17 protein-coding genes are annotated in these 17,635 nt (G+C 67.2%); 7 read left to right on the top strand and 10 right to left on the bottom strand.

Annotation, left to right across the window (positions count from 1 at the left end):
- Nucleotides 1-60 precede the first annotated feature (60 nt).
- On the bottom strand, nt 61-906 hold the full coding sequence (locus LCM32_RS10660; protein WP_224821051.1) for a GNAT family N-acetyltransferase: 846 nt from the start codon (nt 904-906) through the stop codon (nt 61-63).
- Nucleotides 907-1,477: 571 nt separating this feature from the next.
- Between LCM32_RS10660 and LCM32_RS10655 the strand changes: the two genes are divergently transcribed.
- Nucleotides 1,478-2,143: a haloacid dehalogenase type II gene (locus tag LCM32_RS10655; RefSeq protein ID WP_224821050.1), complete on the top strand. Its 666-nt coding sequence runs from the start codon at nt 1,478-1,480 to the stop codon at nt 2,141-2,143.
- Between the two features lie 103 nt (nt 2,144-2,246).
- On the opposite strand, the gene LCM32_RS10650 is transcribed toward LCM32_RS10655, so the two are convergent.
- Nucleotides 2,247-3,176, bottom strand: a complete 930-nt coding sequence (locus LCM32_RS10650) for a 3-hydroxyacyl-CoA dehydrogenase NAD-binding domain-containing protein (protein ID WP_224821049.1) — start codon at nt 3,174-3,176, stop codon at nt 2,247-2,249.
- 53 nt (nt 3,177-3,229) lie between these two features.
- Nucleotides 3,230-4,603, bottom strand: a complete 1,374-nt coding sequence (locus LCM32_RS10645; RefSeq protein ID WP_224821048.1) for an SLC13 family permease — start codon at nt 4,601-4,603, stop codon at nt 3,230-3,232.
- Nucleotides 4,604-4,958: 355 nt separating this feature from the next.
- On the opposite strand from LCM32_RS10645, the gene LCM32_RS10640 reads away from it, so the two are divergent.
- Complete coding sequence (locus LCM32_RS10640; RefSeq protein ID WP_224821047.1) at nt 4,959-6,782, top strand: ABC-F family ATP-binding cassette domain-containing protein; 1,824 nt, start codon at nt 4,959-4,961, stop codon at nt 6,780-6,782.
- Between the two features lie 85 nt (nt 6,783-6,867).
- Here the strand turns inward: LCM32_RS10640 and LCM32_RS10635 are convergent, their stop codons facing one another.
- From LCM32_RS10635 to LCM32_RS10605, 7 genes are all read right to left on the bottom strand, one after another.
- Nucleotides 6,868-7,938, bottom strand: a complete 1,071-nt coding sequence (locus tag LCM32_RS10635) for an AbrB family transcriptional regulator (RefSeq protein ID WP_224821046.1) — start codon at nt 7,936-7,938, stop codon at nt 6,868-6,870.
- 323 nt (nt 7,939-8,261) lie between these two features.
- Entirely contained in the window at nt 8,262-8,615 is a 354-nt protein-coding gene (locus LCM32_RS10630; protein ID WP_224821045.1) for a dihydroneopterin aldolase, read from the bottom strand.
- Nucleotides 8,616-8,630: 15 nt separating this feature from the next.
- Nucleotides 8,631-9,533, bottom strand: a complete 903-nt coding sequence (gene folD, locus LCM32_RS10625) for a bifunctional methylenetetrahydrofolate dehydrogenase/methenyltetrahydrofolate cyclohydrolase FolD (protein ID WP_224821044.1) — start codon at nt 9,531-9,533, stop codon at nt 8,631-8,633.
- Nucleotides 9,534-9,740: 207 nt separating this feature from the next.
- On the bottom strand, nt 9,741-10,073 hold the full coding sequence (locus LCM32_RS10620; RefSeq protein ID WP_224821043.1) for a YciI family protein: 333 nt from the start codon (nt 10,071-10,073) through the stop codon (nt 9,741-9,743).
- Complete coding sequence (locus LCM32_RS10615; RefSeq protein ID WP_224821042.1) at nt 10,073-10,912, bottom strand: class III extradiol dioxygenase family protein; 840 nt, start codon at nt 10,910-10,912, stop codon at nt 10,073-10,075. The genes LCM32_RS10620 and LCM32_RS10615 overlap by 1 nt, the downstream gene beginning before the upstream one ends.
- Entirely contained in the window at nt 10,912-11,253 is a 342-nt protein-coding gene (locus LCM32_RS10610; RefSeq protein ID WP_224821041.1) for an extradiol ring-cleavage dioxygenase, read from the bottom strand. The genes LCM32_RS10615 and LCM32_RS10610 overlap by 1 nt, the downstream gene beginning before the upstream one ends.
- The gene (locus tag LCM32_RS10605) at nt 11,246-11,956 is read right to left on the bottom strand and encodes an alpha/beta fold hydrolase (RefSeq protein ID WP_224821040.1); all 711 of its coding nucleotides are present in this window, start codon (nt 11,954-11,956) and stop codon (nt 11,246-11,248) included. The genes LCM32_RS10610 and LCM32_RS10605 overlap by 8 nt, the downstream gene beginning before the upstream one ends.
- 196 nt (nt 11,957-12,152) lie before the next feature.
- Here LCM32_RS10605 and LCM32_RS10600 point away from each other — a divergent pair, with 196 nt between their 5' ends.
- The 5 genes from LCM32_RS10600 (at nt 12,153) to LCM32_RS10580 (ending at nt 17,633) form a co-directional block, all read left to right on the top strand.
- Entirely contained in the window at nt 12,153-12,908 is a 756-nt protein-coding gene (locus tag LCM32_RS10600; RefSeq protein ID WP_224821039.1) for a GntR family transcriptional regulator, read from the top strand.
- Between the two features lie 84 nt (nt 12,909-12,992).
- On the top strand, nt 12,993-14,444 hold the full coding sequence (ligM, locus tag LCM32_RS10595) for a vanillate/3-O-methylgallate O-demethylase (RefSeq protein WP_318246189.1): 1,452 nt from the start codon (nt 12,993-12,995) through the stop codon (nt 14,442-14,444).
- A gap of 378 nt (nt 14,445-14,822) precedes the next feature.
- Nucleotides 14,823-15,809, top strand: a complete 987-nt coding sequence (locus tag LCM32_RS10590) for a TRAP transporter substrate-binding protein (protein ID WP_224821037.1) — start codon at nt 14,823-14,825, stop codon at nt 15,807-15,809.
- Nucleotides 15,810-15,819: 10 nt separating this feature from the next.
- Nucleotides 15,820-16,332 carry a TRAP transporter small permease gene (locus tag LCM32_RS10585; protein ID WP_224821036.1) on the top strand — a complete coding sequence of 171 codons (513 nt, stop codon included), beginning with the start codon at nt 15,820-15,822 and terminating at the stop codon, nt 16,330-16,332.
- Nucleotides 16,329-17,633 (top strand): TRAP transporter large permease, encoded by a 1,305-nt coding sequence (locus tag LCM32_RS10580; RefSeq protein WP_224821035.1) that lies wholly within the window; start codon nt 16,329-16,331, stop codon nt 17,631-17,633. Before LCM32_RS10585 ends, LCM32_RS10580 begins: the two co-directional genes overlap by 4 nt.
- The last annotated feature ends 2 nt before the right edge of the window (nt 17,634-17,635 follow it).

The following is a 17,635-nucleotide window of genomic DNA, read 5'->3' as shown; positions in this document are numbered from 1 at the left end:
AGTGAGGGCCCCGCGCAGGCGATGCGCGGGGCCCTTTACTGTGGTGTCCGGGGGCTGCGGTCAGAGCAGCGCCTGGCTGGCCAGGGCATAAAGCGTGGGCCCCGTCTGCGGCAGGGGCCGGGCGCCGGGGCGCGTCATGGAGGTGCCATCGCCCGCGGCGCGCATGCCCAGGCTCTCCACCATGTCCTGAAGGGCCGCGCCGCTGTCTGGCAGGTCGATCCGCAGGAACCCGCCCGAAGCCTCGGCCACGGCGGCGCCGATCAGACCCTGCGCCAGCGTCTGGTCCGCGGCGACGACCGGCCCCAGAACCTTGCCATGCCCGAAGTCGCGCAGCGCCATGTAGCCGGTGATCCCCTCGGGCGCCTCGAAGACCCGCAGGGCGCCGGCCTCCAGCAGCGCCGCCAGCAGCGCCGGGCGCGCCATGCCGGTGGCCGCCGCGTCCAGCCGCGCGATGGCGGGCATATCCTCCGCCCGGGCGGGGCGCACACCGGGCAGGGGTGCGCCGCCGGTCACCTGACCCTGCTGCTGGCGCACCATCCCCGTCTTGCGGAACCCAAGCTTCTCGTAGAGCGGCAGGCCCTCCTCGGTCGCCGTCAGCCGGCATTCGCGGTCCCCCGCAAGGGCCAGCAGCGCCTCCATCAGCTTGCGGCCATAGCCCCGGCCGCGCAGGCTCTCATCCACGATGATCATGTTGCAGGTGGCCGCCGTCTCGCCGTGGGGCGTCATCAGCCCGGTCCCGACGATCCGTCCGTCCGCCTCGGCCACCAACCCCTCGCTCAGGGCAAGGTTCATGGCCCAGTCCTCGGCCCGGTGCGGCCATTGCACCGCGCGGCTCAGCACGAGGGCCGGGGCGAGGTCCTGCGGCGTCATGGGGCGGAACGTCACGGCGGGGGCGGTCAGGGTCATGGGGGTCTCCAGTCAGTGCAGCACGAGCCTAGGCCAAGGCGGCTGGAGATACGATCAATGACGCCGGGCGCGGTGGCATTTTCTGTGGCGTGGCGACGGCCTGTGGCGGTTTCTGCCACGGGAGGGTGCTGCGCGCCTGTCGGAGCCCGAATGAAAAAGCCCGCGACCGGAGCCGCGGGAGGGGGGAACGAAGAGGTAAATTCCCCGGAGACTGCCGTCCGAAGGGGGAAGACGGCGAGAGCCGGCGGCAGGGGCCGCGTCCCGCCCTGTCTAGAGCGGTGCGAGAGGCCCGGGCTGCGGTTCGGGGCCATCGTTTTCGCGGCTCCTGCGGTTTCGGTGCGGGGCCGTGGCAGATTGTGCCGCGCCGTCTTTGCCTGCGCGGCGCGCAGGGGATCATGGCAAGGGGGCACGGCGGAATCTGCCCGTCAGGCCGCGGACTTCGGCAGGAAATGCGACCAAGGGGGGCCGAAACGCGCAGGTCCGGGGCAGGCGGCGTGGCACCGTTGCAGACACGGCCGGAGTGCCGTTGACTGACACGCGCGGCCGGAGCGCCGCCAACCCGAGGACAGACATGAGCTTTCGCCCCAAGTACATCACCTTCGACTGCTATGGCACGCTGACCAACTTCCGCATGGGAGACATGGGCGACATGGTCAGCAAGGACCGCCTGCCGGAAGAGGACCACGCCGCCTTCCGCCGCGATTTCGCGGCCTATCGCCTCGACGAGGTCATGGGCGCGTGGCAGCCCTACGCGGATGTTCTGGCCAACGCGCTGGAGCGGACCTGCAAGAAATGGAAGATCGCCTTCGATCCGGCCGAGGCCCGCACGATCTATGAGACCGTGCCGACGTGGGGCCCCTGGGCCGATGTGCCCGCGCCGCTGACCAAGGTCGGCAAGGAGATCCCGCTGGTGATCCTGTCAAACGCGATGAACAGCCAGATCCAGGCCAACGTCGACAAGCTGGAAGCCCCGTTCCACGCCATCTACACCGCCGAGCAGGCGCAGGCCTACAAGCCGCTGTTCCGGCCGTTCGAATACATGCTCGACATGCTGGACTGCGCGCCGGAGGAGATCATGCATGTCTCTGCCAGCTACCGCTATGACCTGATGCCGGCGCGCGATCTGCACTTCGGCGCGCGGGTCCACGTGAACCGCGGGTTCGAGCCGGAGGCGCCCGGCTATGGCACGGCGACGATCCGCGATATCTCGGGGCTGCCGGGTCTCGTGGGGCTGTGATACGCACCCCTTGAGGGATGTCGGATTGACGAAAGGCCACCTGTGCGGGTGGCCTTTATTCTTTTTATCGCAATGCCTTGCGTGGCATTCCTTGCGCGGCGCGTCAGCCCTGCTGACGCAGCTTCAACGCCGCGATCAGGGCGGCGTCGCGTTCTGCCTCCAGTTCGGGGATCGTGCGCCCGGCGGCCTCGGCCTCGACGCCCGCGACCAGCATGGCGCAGACCTCGGGCGTCAGTTCGGGCGCGCCGAGCGTGGCCCAGCGGGCCTGCTGGCTGGGGCCGAGATGGGCGAGGTAATGGCGGATGCCGCCGCTCCCGCCGCCCATGTGATAGGCCATATGCGCCCCGGTCACCGACCACCGCAGGCCCGGACCGTTCACCAGTGCCCGGTCCACCTCCTCCACGTCGGCGATGCCCTCGGCCACGATGTTCACCGCCTCGCGCCAGAGCGCCGAGGCCAGCCGGTTGGCGATATGGCCCACGGCATCCTTGCGCAGGATCACCACCGCGCGGCCAAGGCCTTCGTAGAAGACCCGCGTGCGCGCGGTAATCTCGGGCGTGGCGGCGTAAAGCTCCACCAGCGGCATCAGGTGCGGCGGGTTGAACGGATGCGCCGTGATCAGCCGGGTGGGCTCTGCCATGCCCTCGGAGAGTGCGGACCACGTCAGCGAGGAGGTAGAGGAGGAGATCACCGCCTGCGCGGGGGCCGCCGCCACCACCTCCGCATAGAGCGCCTGCTTCAGCGGCACGTTCTCCGGCGCGTTCTCCTGCACAAGGTCGGCATTGGCCACGGCCTCGGCCAGCGTGTCGCAGAGCGTGAGCGCGCCGCCTTCGGGCAGGTCGGGCGTGATCTCGCGCAGCTGCGCCAGCGGGCCTGCGACCTTCGCGGCAAAGTCGGCGCGGGCCCCGGCGTCCGGGTCCCATGCGGTGACGTCGTGGCCATGCGCAAGGCAGAGCGCGGCCCAGCTGGCGCCGATCAGGCCGCAGCCGAGGATGGCGACCGTGCGGATCGGGGGAAGGGTGTCTTGGGTCATGAGGGTCTCCTTGCGGCGGGTCTATCGGGGCCGGACGGGCAGGTCCATCGGCCTCAGATCACGCCCAGCAGTTTCCACCACAGGAAGTCGAGCGGGATCAGGATCACGAAGGTCAAGAGCGTCATCAGCAGGGTCAGCCGGATCATCGAGCGGACGTGTTCACCCGCCAGCCCCATGGCCACCAGCAGCGGCGGCGCCTGATAGGGGAAGACGACGGTGGAGAAGCCGAGCACCTGGCTCATCAGCACGGCTTCGGTCGAGAAGCCGGTCGCCTGGGCGAGGTCCTGTGTCAGCGGCGTCATCACTGCCGGGACCCCGGGCATGGTGGTCAGGATCGAGGTCAGGGTGCCAAGGGCCGCCAGCGAGAAGAAGTTCGTCAGGTCGCGCCCCGGTGCCAGCGGCAGGGCGGCGGTCACGACGGCGGCCAGCCGGTCGCCAAGCCCCGCGCTCGTCACCACGACGCCGAGGGCCAGCACGCCCGCCACGAGGAGGAGGGTGCCGAAGTCGACGGCGCCCCGGAACTGCTGCTGGTTCAGGAAGCCGATGCCGGGCATCAGCAGCAGCACGGCGGCGGCAAGACCGACCCATGCGGCCGGTAGCCCGTGCAGCCAGTCCGTCGCCCAAAGGGCCAGCGTCACCAGCAGGATCGTCAGCAACCAGCCGTGGCGGCCGCTGCCCTCGACCGGGGTGAAGGCCGCGTCCTCGCTCTTCTGCGCCTTTGCGGGGCAGAGGAAGAGGATCGCCCCGACCATCAGCACCGATTTCAGCAGGCCCAGAACGGGGAAATGCAGCAGCAGGTAGTCGGTGTAGCCGATGTGGATATCCAGCAGGTTCTCCGCCGAGCCGCTGAGCACCATGTTGGGCACGTTGGCGGGCAGGATGGCGAAGCCGGGCACGTTGGTCGACATGGCAATGGCAAGCGCCACGCCGGTGCGGCCCTTGGTGCCCTTCTTGAACCCCAGCACATCGGCCAGCGCCATGCCCACGGGCACCAGCACCATGGCGCGCCCCATGGAGGAGGGCATCAGGAAGCTGAGCCCCATGCCAAGCCCGACCATGCCCGCCACCAGCATCGGATAGCTGCGCGACAGATGCGGCGCGACATGGGCGCCGATCTTCTGGCCGAGCCCAGATTGCCCGATCGCCGCCCCGATGACGAAGCCCGAGACCACCAGCCACATGGCGGTGGAGGTGAAGCCCGAGAAGACCACTGACTTGTCCACCAGCCCGAAGAGCAGCAGCGCGGTGAAGAACATCAGCGAGGTCAGGTAGGCCGGCAGCAGCCCCGTGGCCCACAGTCCCAGCGTCATCAGCACGATGGCGAGGATCTGCGCCTGATCCGGCGTCAGCCCGCCCGGTGCCGTCACCGCCACGAAAGCCGCCAGAAGCGCGATCAGACCGAACAGGATATGCTTGCCGTAGGCCATTGGCCTCTCCCTCGCCGCAGACCGGGACAGCCCCGGCGCGACAGGGATAACGCGGGGTGCTGGCAGGGGAAAGTCGGATCGGGGCCCGGGTGCCCGCGAATGCGCGCCCGCGATTTTCCCCGCGATCTTAAAGGCGCATTTCAGGGCGTTTCCCGAGGCGTTTCCCAAGCGATTTCCTTGGCGGTTCCGTCCTCCGGCACACGGCCGCACTGACGCAGGCCGGGCCGCTGCCCGCCGGGCCGCCGCGCGCGGCGCAGGGATAGGGGCGCCTGTGCGTGCAGCACAGGGGGGCCTGCGCGACGTCCCCGTGCTGCCACTGCTTGACGCCGCCCTTGGGCGCGATTAGCTGGCGCTCATGGCGCGCGCACCTCTTCTCCAGCTTTCCGACATCTCGCTGACCTTCGGCGGAGATCCCGTATTCCATGACCTGTCGCTGGTCGTCCAGCAGGGCGACCGTGTCGCCCTCGTGGGGCGCAACGGCTCGGGCAAGTCCACCCTGATGAAGGTGATGGCCGGTCTCGTGGAGGCCGACCACGGCGACCGCGTGGTGCCGCCGGGCACCTCCGTGGGCTACATGGAGCAGGAGCCGGACATGGCCGGTTTCGCCACGCTCGGCGATTTCGCGGCCTCGCGGCTGGACCCGTCGGAAGCCTACCGGGTCGAGATGGTGGCCGAGGGCCTCAAGTTCGATCCCACCCGCAGCCCCGAGGTCGCCAGCGGCGGCGAACGGCGGCGCGCGGCGCTCGCCAAGCTGATGGCCGAGGCCCCGGAGCTGATGCTGCTGGACGAGCCGACCAACCACCTCGACATCGAGGCGATTGCCTGGCTGGAGGAGGAGCTGAAGCAGACCCGCGCGGCCTTCATCCTGATCTCCCACGACCGGGCCTTCCTGCGCGCGCTGACCCGCGCCACGCTCTGGGTCGACCGCGGACAGGTGCGCCGTCAGGAGCAGGGCTTCGAAGGCTTCGAGGCTTGGCGTGACAAGGTCTGGGAAGACGAGGACATGGCGCGCCACAAGCTGGATCGCAAGATCAAGGCCGAGGCCCGCTGGGCCGTGGAAGGCATCAGCGCCCGGCGCAAGCGCAACCAGGGCCGGGTGCGCGCGCTGCAGGGCCTGCGCGAGGAACGCGCCGGCCAGATCCGCCGTCAGGGCGCTGCGGCCATGGCACTCGACAGCGGGCCCAAGTCGGGCAAGCGCGTGGTCGAGGCCGAGGGCATCTCCAAGAGCTTCGGCGACAAAGTGATCCTCAGCGATTTCTCGATCAAGGTCATGCGCGGCGACCGCGTTGCCTTTGTCGGCCCCAACGGCGTGGGCAAGACGACGCTGCTCAAGATGCTCATGGGCGAGGTCGCGCCCGACGGTGGCACGGTGACCATGGGCACCAACCTGCTGCCGGCGGTCTTCGATCAGTCCCGCGCGGCGCTGGACCCGGACATGACGCTCTGGGACAGCCTGACGGGTGACCCCGACATGCGGGTGTCGGGGCAGGCGGATCAGGTCATGGTGCGCGGCACGCCCAAGCACGTGGTGGGCTACCTCAAGGAATTCCTCTTTGACGAGGCACAGGCCCGCGCGCCCGTGCGTTCGCTCTCGGGCGGCGAGAAGGCGCGGCTGCTGCTGGCCAAGCTGATGGCGCGGGAAAGCAACCTGCTGGTGCTGGACGAACCGACCAACGACCTCGACATCGAGACGCTGGACCTGCTGCAAGAACTGCTGGACGATTACGACGGCACCGTGCTGCTGGTCAGCCACGACCGGGACTTCATCGACCGGGTCGCGGCCACCACCATCGCCATGGAAGGTGACGGCACCGCGACGGTCTATGCCGGCGGCTGGAGCGACTACCGCGCGCAGCGCGCCGAGGGCCGCAAGGATGCGCCGAAGGTCGAGAAGGCTACGCCGAAGGCGGCCCCCAAGGTCGAGGCGAAACCCGCCGCGCCTGCGCCCAAGGCCAAGCTCTCCTTCACCGAGAAGCACCGGCTGGAGGAACTGCCCGAGGTGATGGATCGTCTCGGCTCCGAGATCGGCAAGCTGGAGCAGCTTCTGGCCACGCCCGATCTCTTCACCAAGGAGCCGGTGAAGTTCAAGAAGGCGACCGAGATGCTGGCCGAGCGGCAGCAGGCCCTCGCGGAGGCCGAAGAGGAATGGCTGGAACTGGCGGAGAAGGCCGAGGGCTGACCTGCTAAGAAATATCCAGTCGGATCAAAGAGAAACGCGCCGCTGATGAAGCGGCGCGTTATCTTTTTTCGGGGGGATCGAGAGGTTAGTCCAACCCACGCCGTTCGGCGAATTTCCAGGCCAGCGGCATCTCGATGATCGTCAGCACGATCCGGTAGATGTGGTGCAGGGTGACGAAGGCCGGGTTCACCTGAAGCGAGAGCGCCACCAGCGCCATCTCGGTCACGCCGCCGGGGGCGAAGGAAATCAGCAGCACGTCGAAATGCTCGCCCGTGATCGGGCGCAGCAGCATGGCCATGATCCCGCCCACCACCAGCATCCCGCCGACAGAGGTCAGCGCCAGACCCATGCCCTTGATCAGCATGCCGGGCCGGATGCCGACGAAGCGCGCGCCGAGCGAGGCGCCGATGACGACTTGCGCGCCCGAGATCATGTAGCTGGGCACCTCGATCACGAGGAGGCCAGTCAGTGTGCAGACCATCCCGACAAGCATCGGCCCGACCAGCTGTCCCGCCGGAAGGAAGGGGATCCGGCTGAGCAGGATGCCGACGGTCAGCGCCACGATGACCTCCGGGAAATGGTGCAGGTCGGCGCCGGAACGGCTGAGGCTCATGCCCCCGGCCGAGCCGACGGGATGCCCGTACCAGAGCGACAGGCCGACCGGCAGCAGGGTCACCACGGTGATGATGCGCAGGAATTGCTGCATGGTCAGCAGGCGGATGTCGGCACCGCGGCCTTCGCCCATGAGGATCGATTCCATCAGCCCGCCGGGCGTGGCCGCGAAGAAGGCCGTCGGATGATCGTAGCGCCCGAGCTTGCGGAAGATCGTGTAGTTGATCGCATGCACCAGCGGCACGAAGAGCGTCAGCGCACCGAAGGAGTAGATCGCGGAAGGCAGCGAGGCGACCACCTCGCGCGTGATGCTGGCCCCGATGGAGAGACCGACCAGCCCGATGAAGACCTTTCGGAAGTCATTGGGGAAGCGGTAGCCCTCGGGCAGGGTCTGGGGCCGTGTCACGGTCAGAAGCGCCGTGGCAAGCAGGGAACCCAGCATATAGGGCAGCGGCAGGCCGGCAACCTTGGCCAGCAGGCCGCCGACGGCGCCGAGGGCAATGACGAAAGCGGTGGGGAGGACGGTCTTGCGAAGGAAGGTCACGTGGGGTCTTGTCTTGGGAAAAGGGCGGCCCGATGCGGCCCGCCCCTATTAGATGCATTTGTCATGCTTTGTCACGCCCCCGTGAGAGCCTCCGACGGTGGAATCCGCTCTTGCGGCGAAGTTGCGGCGGAAGTGCCGTTGCTGGGCGCGGAACCCATGCAGTCAGCGCAAGAGATCGGGCCGGGCCATCTCCACGGGCGGCAAGCCGACCGCGCGGACGATCACCGGCAGGTCGATCAGGATGACGGGCGGCGGGTGCAGAGGGCCCGCGTCCCGTGCTGTGTCAGAGAGGCGTGATGGGGGCCGAGGGCGCGTCTGCGCCCTCAGTCGTCCTTTTCCAGCAGCACTTCGCAACCGGCCATGCCGTTGTCCAGCGCCATGGGCTTGCGCAGCCGCACCTTGGCGGCGGTCACCAGCGGGCTGTCCAGCAGGTGCGAGGCGAGCCGGTGGGCAAAGACCTCCACCAGCCCGATCTGGCCGGAGGCGAGGTCCTGCGCGATGACGCCCACGGCGCGGTAGTCGAAGGCTTGCGCGATGTCATCCGCGACGGGCGGGATCACGTCCAGCTCGATATCGAGGAACAGCGGCTGGCGCTTGGCCTGCTCGTGTTCGAGGATCCCGATCAGGGCCTCGATCTCGAGGTCGGTGACGAAGACCTTGGTGGTGTTCTGCGCCATGGCGTGCCTGACCGCTTACGCGGTCAGCCCCTCGGGTTCGGGCAGGCCCGCGCTGCGGCAGGCGGCGGTGACGGTGTTGGCCAGCAGGCAGGCGATGGTCATCGGACCCACGCCACCGGGCACGGGAGTGATGGCACCGGCCACCTCGGCGGCAGAGGCATAGTCCACGTCGCCCACGAGGCGCGTCTTGCCCTCGCCGCGTTCCGGTGCGGGAATGCGGTTGATGCCCACGTCGATGACGGTGGCGCCGGGCTTGATCCAGTCGCCGGTCACCATCTCGGGGCGGCCCACGGCGGCCACGAGGATGTCGGCGCCACGGGCCACTTCGGCGAGGTTCTTGGTGCGGCTGTGCGCGATGGTCACGGTGGCATTGGCCCCCAGCAGCAGCTGCGCCATGGGCTTGCCCACGATGTTGGAGCGCCCGATGACCACGGCGTTGAGGCCCGAGAGATCGCCGAGGTGATCCTTCAGCATCAGGAGGCAGCCGAGCGGCGTGCAGGGCACCATGGCCTTCTGACCGGTCGAGAGCAGGCCGACGTTCGAGATGTGGAAGCCGTCGACATCCTTGGCCGGGTCGATGGCGGCCAGCACCTTGGCCTCTTCGATGTGCTTGGGCAGCGGCAGCTGGACGAGGATGCCATGGACCGCCGGATCGGCGTTCAGCTGGTCGATCAGCGTCAGCAGATCGGCCTCGGGCGTGTCCTCGGGCAGGCGGTGCTCGTAGGAGTTCATGCCCGCCTCGACGGTCTGGCGGTTCTTGGAGCCGACGTAGACCTCGGAGGCCGGGTCATTGCCCACCAAGACCACGGCGAGGCCGGGGGTCAGGTCATTTTCGGATTTCAGGCGGGCGACATGGGCCGCCACCTTTTCACGCAGGCCGGCCGCAAAGGCCTTGCCGTCAATTCTCGTCGCCGTCACGTTCTGGCTCCCTCGAAGCGATGGAAGGGCAGGCGGGCCGCCCCTGCGGCCCGTCGTCGAGTCGTCGGATAGCGCATTTGTCCGGGGGTTCCCAGCCCGGGGGCGACACGCCGCGCGAGGGGAGCGACAGGCCGTGCCCGACCTGCGGGGCGGACGTGGCCCATCCTGCGGGCCATCCGCGGCCCCTCTGCGGGGCGCGGCCCGCGTTCAGCCGATGCTCAGCCGGGGGCTCATCGGGTCGGTGATGCGATGCGCCTGGAAGGTGTCGGGCAGGGGCGTCACCTCGATCGCGGCAACGATGCCGGCCGCGTTGAAGGGATCGCCCTCGGCAAAGGCGGTGGCATCCGCGAGGCTGCGGGCCTCCAGCACGCCGAAGTTGCCGATGCTGGCGCCGGTCTCATCCACCAGCGCCGCGCCGATCAGCACCGCCGCCAGACCCTCCCCGCCGGAGCCGACCCACTGGCGGTGGGTCGGGCGGGTCTCGTCGCGCAGGGCGTCCATGCCGGGATGGTGCAGGCAGCGCATCAGGAAGAAGGCCATCAGGCGTTCTCCAGCACGACCATGCCGGCCCCGGTCATCGAGGCGGGGGCGTAGTAATGCTTGTGCTTCAGCGCGACCTTGTCATCCATCGCGGCCCGCATCACCAGCCACATGATCAGCTCGGCCCCTTCGGAGCCGAACTGCTCGACATACTCCTCGCGGCTCATGTCGCGGTATTTCTCGTAGTCGTTCGCGATCCCGTCCAGCCACGCCTGATCCGCCTCGCGGTTGATGAAACCCGCGCGCGAGCCCTGCAACTGGTGCGACAGGCCGCCGGTGCCCATGATCACCACGCGCTCGTCGCCAGGGAAGCTCTCGATCGCCTTGCGCAGCAGCTTGCCCATCTCCCAGCAGCGCTGCGGGGTGGGGATCGGGTACTGGATCGTGTTCACCCAGATCGGGACGACCTTCACCGGCCAGTTTTCGGGCCGGCCGAAGAAGAGCTCCATCGGCACCTGGAGGCCGTGGTCCACCTCGATCTCGCGGCAGACCATCGGGTCGAAGTGGTTCTCGACCAGCTGGTCGACGAGGTGCCAGGACAGGTCCACGGCGCCCTCGAAATCGGGCACGGCGCGGGGGCCCCAGCCTTCGTCCACGGGGCTGTAGCTTTCGGCCACACCCACGGCGAAGGTGGGCACCCGGTCGAGGAAGAAGGTGTTGCCGTGATCGTTGAAGATCACCACCGCCACGTCGGGCTTCTTGTCCGCCATCCACTGCTTGCCGGGGATGTAGCCGTCGAAGAAGGGTTTCCAGTCCGGCGTGTCGACAAGGCCCTTGTCGATGGCAATCCCGATTGAAGGTACGTGGCTGGTGCCCACGCCGCCAATGATCTCGGCCATCACTCTTTCCCCAGTCGCTGTTTCAGGAAGTCGGCATGTTCCATCTGCGCCTGCGCGGCGCCGATCTCGGTCATCACAGCCGGGTCGATGGCGGCGATCTTGAGGATGAAGAAGAGGTTCCCGCCAAGCGCCACCATGCGGTGCCAGTCGCGGGCCATGACGGCGGTCTTTTCCTCGGCGTTCAGGCCGTAGCTGTCGAGGAACGCCTCCTCGTCCGCCTTGAAGGCGGCGCGGTTCTCGGGCTTGCCCAGAGACATGGCCATCTTGTTCATCCGGTAGCCCTGCTTGGACCTCTCGCGGTCGAAGAGCGGGGTTTCGGGGATCTGCGACGGATCAGGCATCCACATCCTCCTTGTGGCGGTTGAGCCAGCCGGTCACGGCGGCAATCGTCTCCTGCGCGCGCTCCCGGGGCAGGAAGTGCCCGGCGCCGTCGATCACCTCGACCTCGGCACGGGGCAGGACCTCGGCGATCTCGCGGTGCTGCTTCTCGGGGGACCAGCCATCCTGCGCGCCGGTGATCAGCAGCACGGGGCCGGTGAAGGCGCCGATGTAGGTCAGCGCATCGGGGCGGTCCATCAGGGCGCGGATCTGGCGTTCGTGGATGTCAGGGCCGGCGGCCAGCACCATCTCGGTCAGCTCCGCCACCAATGCCGGGTCCGGAGCGCGGTCATTGGCCAGCATGGGTGGCAGCCATTCGGCGGCAAGCGCCGTCATGTCCTCATGGCCGCGCGCGATCTTGGCCAGCCGCTTGGGCGCCTCGTCGGGCTTGCGGCCGTCGTGGCCGGTATTGGCAAGGACGAGGGCCGCGATCCGCTCAGGGGCCTGACGCGCCATCTCCATCGCCACGCGCCCGCCCATGGAATGGCCCACCGGGATCAGCGGCCCGTCATGGGCAGCCAGCAGGCTGGCGGCCATGCTTTCGATCGTGGGATCGCGGGTGACATCTGCATCGGCGGTGGAGAGCCAGTCCGGCGCGGCCTCGGCCAGCGGACGCCACACGCGGGCATCGGAAACGAGCCCGGGGATGAGCAGCAATGTCGTCATGAACGGTCCTCCCTAACCGGTTCGTGAATACATTATCTGGGTGGATTAGCCCGGAAACCGGGGAATCACAAGGTAAAGCTGGCGCTCATGCATACATTTTGGCAGATTTGGCGCCGTGTCGTGCATCTTGCACGGCAAAGATTGGCGGGCGGCGCTTGCGTGTATACACTGGCCAAAGCCCGGACCGGAGAGATGAATGGCCAGCCAGACGACCGCAAAGACCCATACCATGCGTGCCCTCGTGGAATTGCGCAAGCGGATCATAGACGGGGACATTCCCGGCGGGACGCGGCTGTTCGAGGTGGCGCTGGCGGAGGACCTGCAGATCTCGCGCACCCCGGTGCGGGAGGCGATGTCCCGTCTGGCGGAGGAAGGGCTGCTGGAGCGCGCCCGCTCCGGCGGGTTCCTCGTGCGCAGCTTCGCCTATGCGGATGTGATCGACACGATCGAACTGCGCGGCGTGCTGGAAGGCACCGCGGCGCGGCTTGCCGCCGAACGGGGTGTGCCCGAGGCCAAGCTGAAGGAGATCGGCGCCATCGTCCAGAAGCTCGATCTCTGCATTGGCGAGACGCCGGATGACGTTGATTTCGCAGCCTATTCCGAGCTGAACAGCGATTTTCACGAGGCCCTTGCCGCGCTGCCCGGCAGCGCCACGCTGGAGCGCGAACTGGACCGGGCCAAACGGCTGCCCTTTGCCTCGCCCTCGGCCTTCTTACCGGACAATACGCAATTGTCCAAGTTCCGCCGCTCGCTGCATGCCGCGCAGGATCAGCACCGCGAGATCGTCACGGCGATCCATCGCCGCGAGGGCGCGCGGGCCGAGGCGCTCGCGCGGGAACACGCGCAGGCCGCGCGGCGCAACCTCGAATACATTTTCTCCAAGGATCGCAGTCTCCTGTCCTCGGTGCCGGGCCTCGCGCTCGTCTCCTCCGACGGCCCGGACGGCGCCTGACCGCAGGCCCGATCTCCTCTCGATCAACCGCAAAATCCGCCGGGGAGGAAAATTCTTCCCTTGCTTTCTGCGTGCTGACTCGCAATGTCATGTATACATTGTGACTGCTATAGGGAGGAACCTGAGATGGCAGGCCAAAGTCTAAGCTCTGTTTTGCAGGGTGTTTCGAACCCCGTGGAGCTTCTCCGCAATTCGCGCGGCGGTATCTATGTATACCCGGTTGTCGCGCCTGAATTCTCCAACTGGCGCAGCGAACAGATGGCATGGCGCCATTCGGCGGTGCTCTTCGACCAGACCCACCACATGGACGAGTTGATCGTCGAAGGGCCGGACGCCGAGGCCTTCCTCGCCTATGTGGGCATCAACGCCTTCGGCAACTTCGACCTGAACCGCGCCAAACACTTCGTTCCCGTGACCCCGGCGGGCCATGTGATTGGCGACATGATCATCTTCCGCGAGCGGGAGGACAAATTCGTCCTCGTCGGGCGCCAGCCCACCGCGAACTGGACCAAGTTCCAGGCCGCGATCGGCAAGTGGAAGGTGCGCCTGATCCACGATCCGCGCTCCGACAGCCGCCCCGAGGGCGAGCGCGTGCTGCGGACCCATTACCGCTTCCAGATCCAGGGCCCCGACGCCAACAAGATCTTTGACGAGATCAACGGCGGCCCGGTGCCGGACATCAAGTTCTTCCACGTCGACTGGATCAATGTCGGCTCCAAGAAGGTGCAGGCGTTGCGTCACGGCATGGCCGGCGCACCGGGTCTGGAGATCTGGGGTCCGTATTCCGACAAGGCCTATGTGCTCTCGACGATCCTCGAGGCGGCCGCGAAGGTGGGTGTCGACCTGCGCCGCGTGGGCAGCCGGGCCTATTCGACGAACACGGTCGAGTCGGGCTGGATTCCTTCGCCGCTGCCGGGGATCTACTCGGGCGACGGGATGATGCAGGAATACCGCGACTGGCTGGGCGCAGACGCCTACGAGGCCGTGGGCTCCATCGGCGGCTCCTTCGTCTCCGACAACGTCGAGGATTATTACACCAACCCCTTCGAACTGGGCTACGGCTTCTACATCGGGTGGAAAAAGGACGGGTTCATCGGCAAGGACGCCCTTGCCAAGCTGAAGGATGCGCCCACCAACCGCAAGAAGGTCACCTTCGAGTGGAACCCCGAGGACGTGATGAAGGTCATCGCCTCGAACTTCGAAGAGGGCACGCCCTACAAGTGGATCGACTTCCCGCAGCCGAACTATGCCTCGTCCTCCGCGGACATGATCATGGACGGCGACACGATGGTCGGCATGTCGATGTTCAACGGCTACTCCTACAACGAGCGGCGTCTGCTTTCGCTCGGCGTGGTGAAGGCCGATGTCAACGTGGGCGACGTGCTGACGCTGAAATGGGGCGAGCCGGACGAGACCCAGAAGACCTCGACCGAGAAGCACCGTCAGGCCGAGATCCGCGTCCGCGTCGCGCCCACGCCCTATGCGGCCGAGGCCCGGGAAAACTACGCCGACAGCTGGCGCACCAAGGGCAGCTGAGCCCGCGTGCGATGGCCCCTGATGCGCGCCCGAGGAGGGGCGCGCATCGGCTGGCCCATCAATCGTCCGCCGGCGCGAAACTGGTGCTTGCGGGAGTGATTGACCATGTTACCTTCCGAGGGCGGCCGCGTGCCGTACCGGCCGTCCTCGAATAGGCGATGCAGAAAATCAATTCTGCGTTTGCCATGAAAGTTCAAGTTTTCCTGTGGGTAAGGCTCAATCGTTCCTTCGGAGGAGAAGGGACTTGTTGCGGAAAATTTATACCACCCCCAGGAATTGAATTTGAGGCGCACAGGGCTTTGACCCATGTTTCGGCCTGCATGGAGGCCGGTTCGGGGATGTGTGCCGGTTTGTCCATGAAACTCGGGAGGAAGACACATGATTCACAAATCCATCAGCAGGCTTGCGATCTCTGCCGCGCTGGTCGTCGGCGGGGCCACTGCCGCCCTGGCGGAAGAACTGTCGTTTGCGCATTTCGTGCCGCCGCAGCACACGCTGACCGGTTCGGTCATCGAGCCGCTGCAGGAGGGCCTGAAGGCCGAACTGGGCGACGACATGACGGTGCGCGTCTATCCGGGCGGTGAGCTCGGCAAGGGCCCGCTGGAGCAATACGTCCGCGTCGTGCAGGGCGTGGCCGATATCGTCTGGGGCCTGCCGGGCTATACCTCGTCGCAGTTCTCCAAGACCATGGTCGCCGAGATGCCGGGCGTGATCGAGGGTGGCCAGATGGGCTATCCCGCGATCTGGAAGTCCATGGACCTGATCAAGGACGAGTTCCCGGCCACCAAGCCGCTGGCGCTGTGGACCTCGGAACCCAACATCTTCATCATGAAGGACAAGGACGTCCGCACCCCGGATGACCTGAAGGGCCTGAAGATGCGCGTGGCGGGGGCGACCTCTGCCGCGGTGATCGAGGCGCTTGGCGCGACGCCGGTGCAGATGCCCGCGGGCGAGATCTACAACGCCCTGCAGACCGGGCTGATCGACGGCGTGGTGACCGGCGCCTCGGCGGTGTCGGACTTCAAGCTGCTGGAAGTGGCCAACAGCTACACCGTCGGCGCACCGCTGGGGCGGCTCACCTTCTATGTCGTCATGAACCAGGGCCGCTATGACGGGCTGACCGACGCACAGAAGGCCGCCATCGACAAGTTCGCGGGCGAATACCTGTCCAAGAGCGCCGAGACCGCGTGGAACAAGCGCGCGGACGAGACCATCGCCGCGCTGAAAGCCGATGCGGGCAAGACCGTCATCACCCTGACCGAGGACGAGGCCGCCGCCTTTGGCGCGCTGACGATCCCGGTGACCGAGAAGGTCGTGGGCGAGCTGGGGGCAGAGGACGTCCTCACCTCCATGCGTGGCGAATAAGGCCACAGGCATGCTTGCCATCCTACGCAAGACCGCGGACGGGCTCATCAGCCTGTCCGCCTTCGCCGGCACGCTCGGCCTGCTCTTCGTGACGGGTGTCGTGCTGGTGGATGTCATCGGGCGAAGCTTCGGCGCCCCCCTGCGGGGCGGGCAGGACTTCTACCAGATGGGCATGGTCATCATCGTCTTCGGGGGCATGGCGCTTTGCGACAAGCTGGGCGGCCATGTCTCGGTCGACATCTTCGAACGCCACTTCCCGGACCGCTTCAATCACGTCGTGGACATCCTCGCGGCCCTGCTGGGCGCGGCGATCTTCGCGGGGATCGCCTACACGGTCTATGACAGTTCCAAGCTGAGCCAGATGCTGAAACTTGCCACCAATATCGTGAAGCTGCCCAAGTGGTACTTCCAGTGGGCGCTTTGCGTCATGGCGCTGATCACTGCCTTCGGCATGGTCCTGCGCGCGGTCGAACTGGCGCTGTCGGGCCCCTATGCCCGCGCCGACAAGGAGATCCGCGAATGAGCGGCGAACTGGTCGGCCTCCTCGGCATCCTCGCACTTTTCGGGCTGCTGATCATCCGCGTGCCCGTCGCGATCTCGATGTTTGCCGTGGGCTTCGCGGGCATCTGGGCGCTGCGCGACCTCAAATCGGCCATGAGCCTCATGGCCTCGGAAAGTTTCACGCTCGCCTCCTCGGCCGAGCTGGTGGTGGTGCCGCTCTTCATCCTGATGGGCAACGTCGCCTCGGTGACGGGGATGAGTGCGCGGCTCTATGATGCCGCCTATGCGATCATCGGACGGTTCCGGGGCGGGCTGGCCTCGGCCACGGTGCTGGGTTGCGCGGGCTTTGCCGCGCTCTCGGGCTCCTCGGTGGCCTCGGCGCTGACCATGGGCAAGGTCTCCATGGCCGAGATGGACCGCTTCAACTACGACAACCGCCTCTCCACCGGGGTGGTGGCCGCGGGCGGCACGCTGGGCATCCTGATCCCGCCCTCCACCGGCTTCGTGATCTACGCGATCCTGACGCAGCAGAGCATCGGGCGGCTGTTCCTTGCGGGCGTCCTGCCGGGGCTTCTGCTGCTGGCGATGTTCATCGCCACCATCGCGGTGCTGTGCTGGCTGCGCCCGGGCTTCGGCCCCGCCGGTCCGCGCACCACGATGAGCGAGAAGAGCCGCAAGCTGGTGGGCGCGCTCCCCGTGCTGGGGGTGGTGATCCTGACCATCGGCGGCATCTACACCGGCATCTTCTCGCCCGTGGAGGCCTCCGCCGTGGGGGCCGGGCTGATCATCGTGATCGGCGCGCTGATGGGCAAGCTGACGTTCGCGAGCTTCTGGGCCGCGGCCAAGGACTCGGTCGTCACCACGGCGACGGTGATGCTGATCCTCATCTCGGCGCATATGCTGAACCCTTTCCTCGCACTGACCCATATCCCCTCGCTGGTGGGTGAATTCCTTGCCGGGCTGGACGTGGGGCCGATGGCGATCCTCGGGCTGATCCTGCTGACCTACCTGATCCTCGGCTGTTTCCTCGAAGGGTTCGCGATGCTGGTCCTGACCATGCCGATCTACTTCCCGGTGATCACCCAGCTGGGCCTCGATCCGATCTGGTTCGGCGTGCTGGTGGTGCTGACGCTGGAAATGGGGCTGATCTCACCGCCGGTGGGGGTGAACGTCTTCATCGTGAAATCGGTGGCCAAGGACGTGCCTCTGGGTCGGATCTTTGCAGGCGTCACGCCCTTCTGGTTCGCGATGCTGGTGACGCTGGTCATCCTCGTGGCCTTCCCGCAGATCTCCCTGCTTTTGCCCAACACCATGATGAACTGAGG

This window comes from Pseudooceanicola nanhaiensis, from assembly GCF_020171315.1.
GTDB lineage: Bacteria > Pseudomonadota > Alphaproteobacteria > Rhodobacterales > Rhodobacteraceae > Pseudooceanicola > Pseudooceanicola nanhaiensis_A.
The sequence above is the reverse complement of the archived record's forward strand: the minus strand, read 5'-3'. Positions and strand labels throughout refer to the sequence as shown.

Bases quoted from the DNA above. Each gene is read 5' to 3' on its own strand.
- LCM32_RS10615 (WP_224821042.1), bottom strand. From the start codon at position 10,912: ATGGCCGAGATCATTGGCGGCGTGGGCACCAGCCACGTACCTTCAATC.
- LCM32_RS10585 (WP_224821036.1), top strand. From the start codon at position 15,820: ATGCTTGCCATCCTACGCAAGACCGCGGACGGGCTCATCAGCCTGTCC.
- LCM32_RS10645 (WP_224821048.1), bottom strand. From the start codon at position 4,603: ATGGCCTACGGCAAGCATATCCTGTTCGGTCTGATCGCGCTTCTGGCG.
- LCM32_RS10580 (WP_224821035.1), top strand. From the start codon at position 16,329: ATGAGCGGCGAACTGGTCGGCCTCCTCGGCATCCTCGCACTTTTCGGG.
- LCM32_RS10620 (WP_224821043.1), bottom strand. From the start codon at position 10,073: ATGGCCTTCTTCCTGATGCGCTGCCTGCACCATCCCGGCATGGACGCC.
- LCM32_RS10655 (WP_224821050.1), top strand. From the start codon at position 1,478: ATGAGCTTTCGCCCCAAGTACATCACCTTCGACTGCTATGGCACGCTG.
- LCM32_RS10600 (WP_224821039.1), top strand. From the start codon at position 12,153: ATGGCCAGCCAGACGACCGCAAAGACCCATACCATGCGTGCCCTCGTG.
- LCM32_RS10640 (WP_224821047.1), top strand. From the start codon at position 4,959: ATGGCGCGCGCACCTCTTCTCCAGCTTTCCGACATCTCGCTGACCTTC.
- LCM32_RS10605 (WP_224821040.1), bottom strand. From the start codon at position 11,956: ATGACGACATTGCTGCTCATCCCCGGGCTCGTTTCCGATGCCCGCGTG.
- LCM32_RS10650 (WP_224821049.1), bottom strand. From the start codon at position 3,176: ATGACCCAAGACACCCTTCCCCCGATCCGCACGGTCGCCATCCTCGGC.
- ligM (WP_318246189.1), top strand. From the start codon at position 12,993: ATGTCATGTATACATTGTGACTGCTATAGGGAGGAACCTGAGATGGCA.
- LCM32_RS10610 (WP_224821041.1), bottom strand. From the start codon at position 11,253: ATGCCTGATCCGTCGCAGATCCCCGAAACCCCGCTCTTCGACCGCGAG.
- LCM32_RS10660 (WP_224821051.1), bottom strand. From the start codon at position 906: ATGACCCTGACCGCCCCCGCCGTGACGTTCCGCCCCATGACGCCGCAG.
- LCM32_RS10630 (WP_224821045.1), bottom strand. From the start codon at position 8,615: ATGGCGCAGAACACCACCAAGGTCTTCGTCACCGACCTCGAGATCGAG.
- LCM32_RS10590 (WP_224821037.1), top strand. From the start codon at position 14,823: ATGATTCACAAATCCATCAGCAGGCTTGCGATCTCTGCCGCGCTGGTC.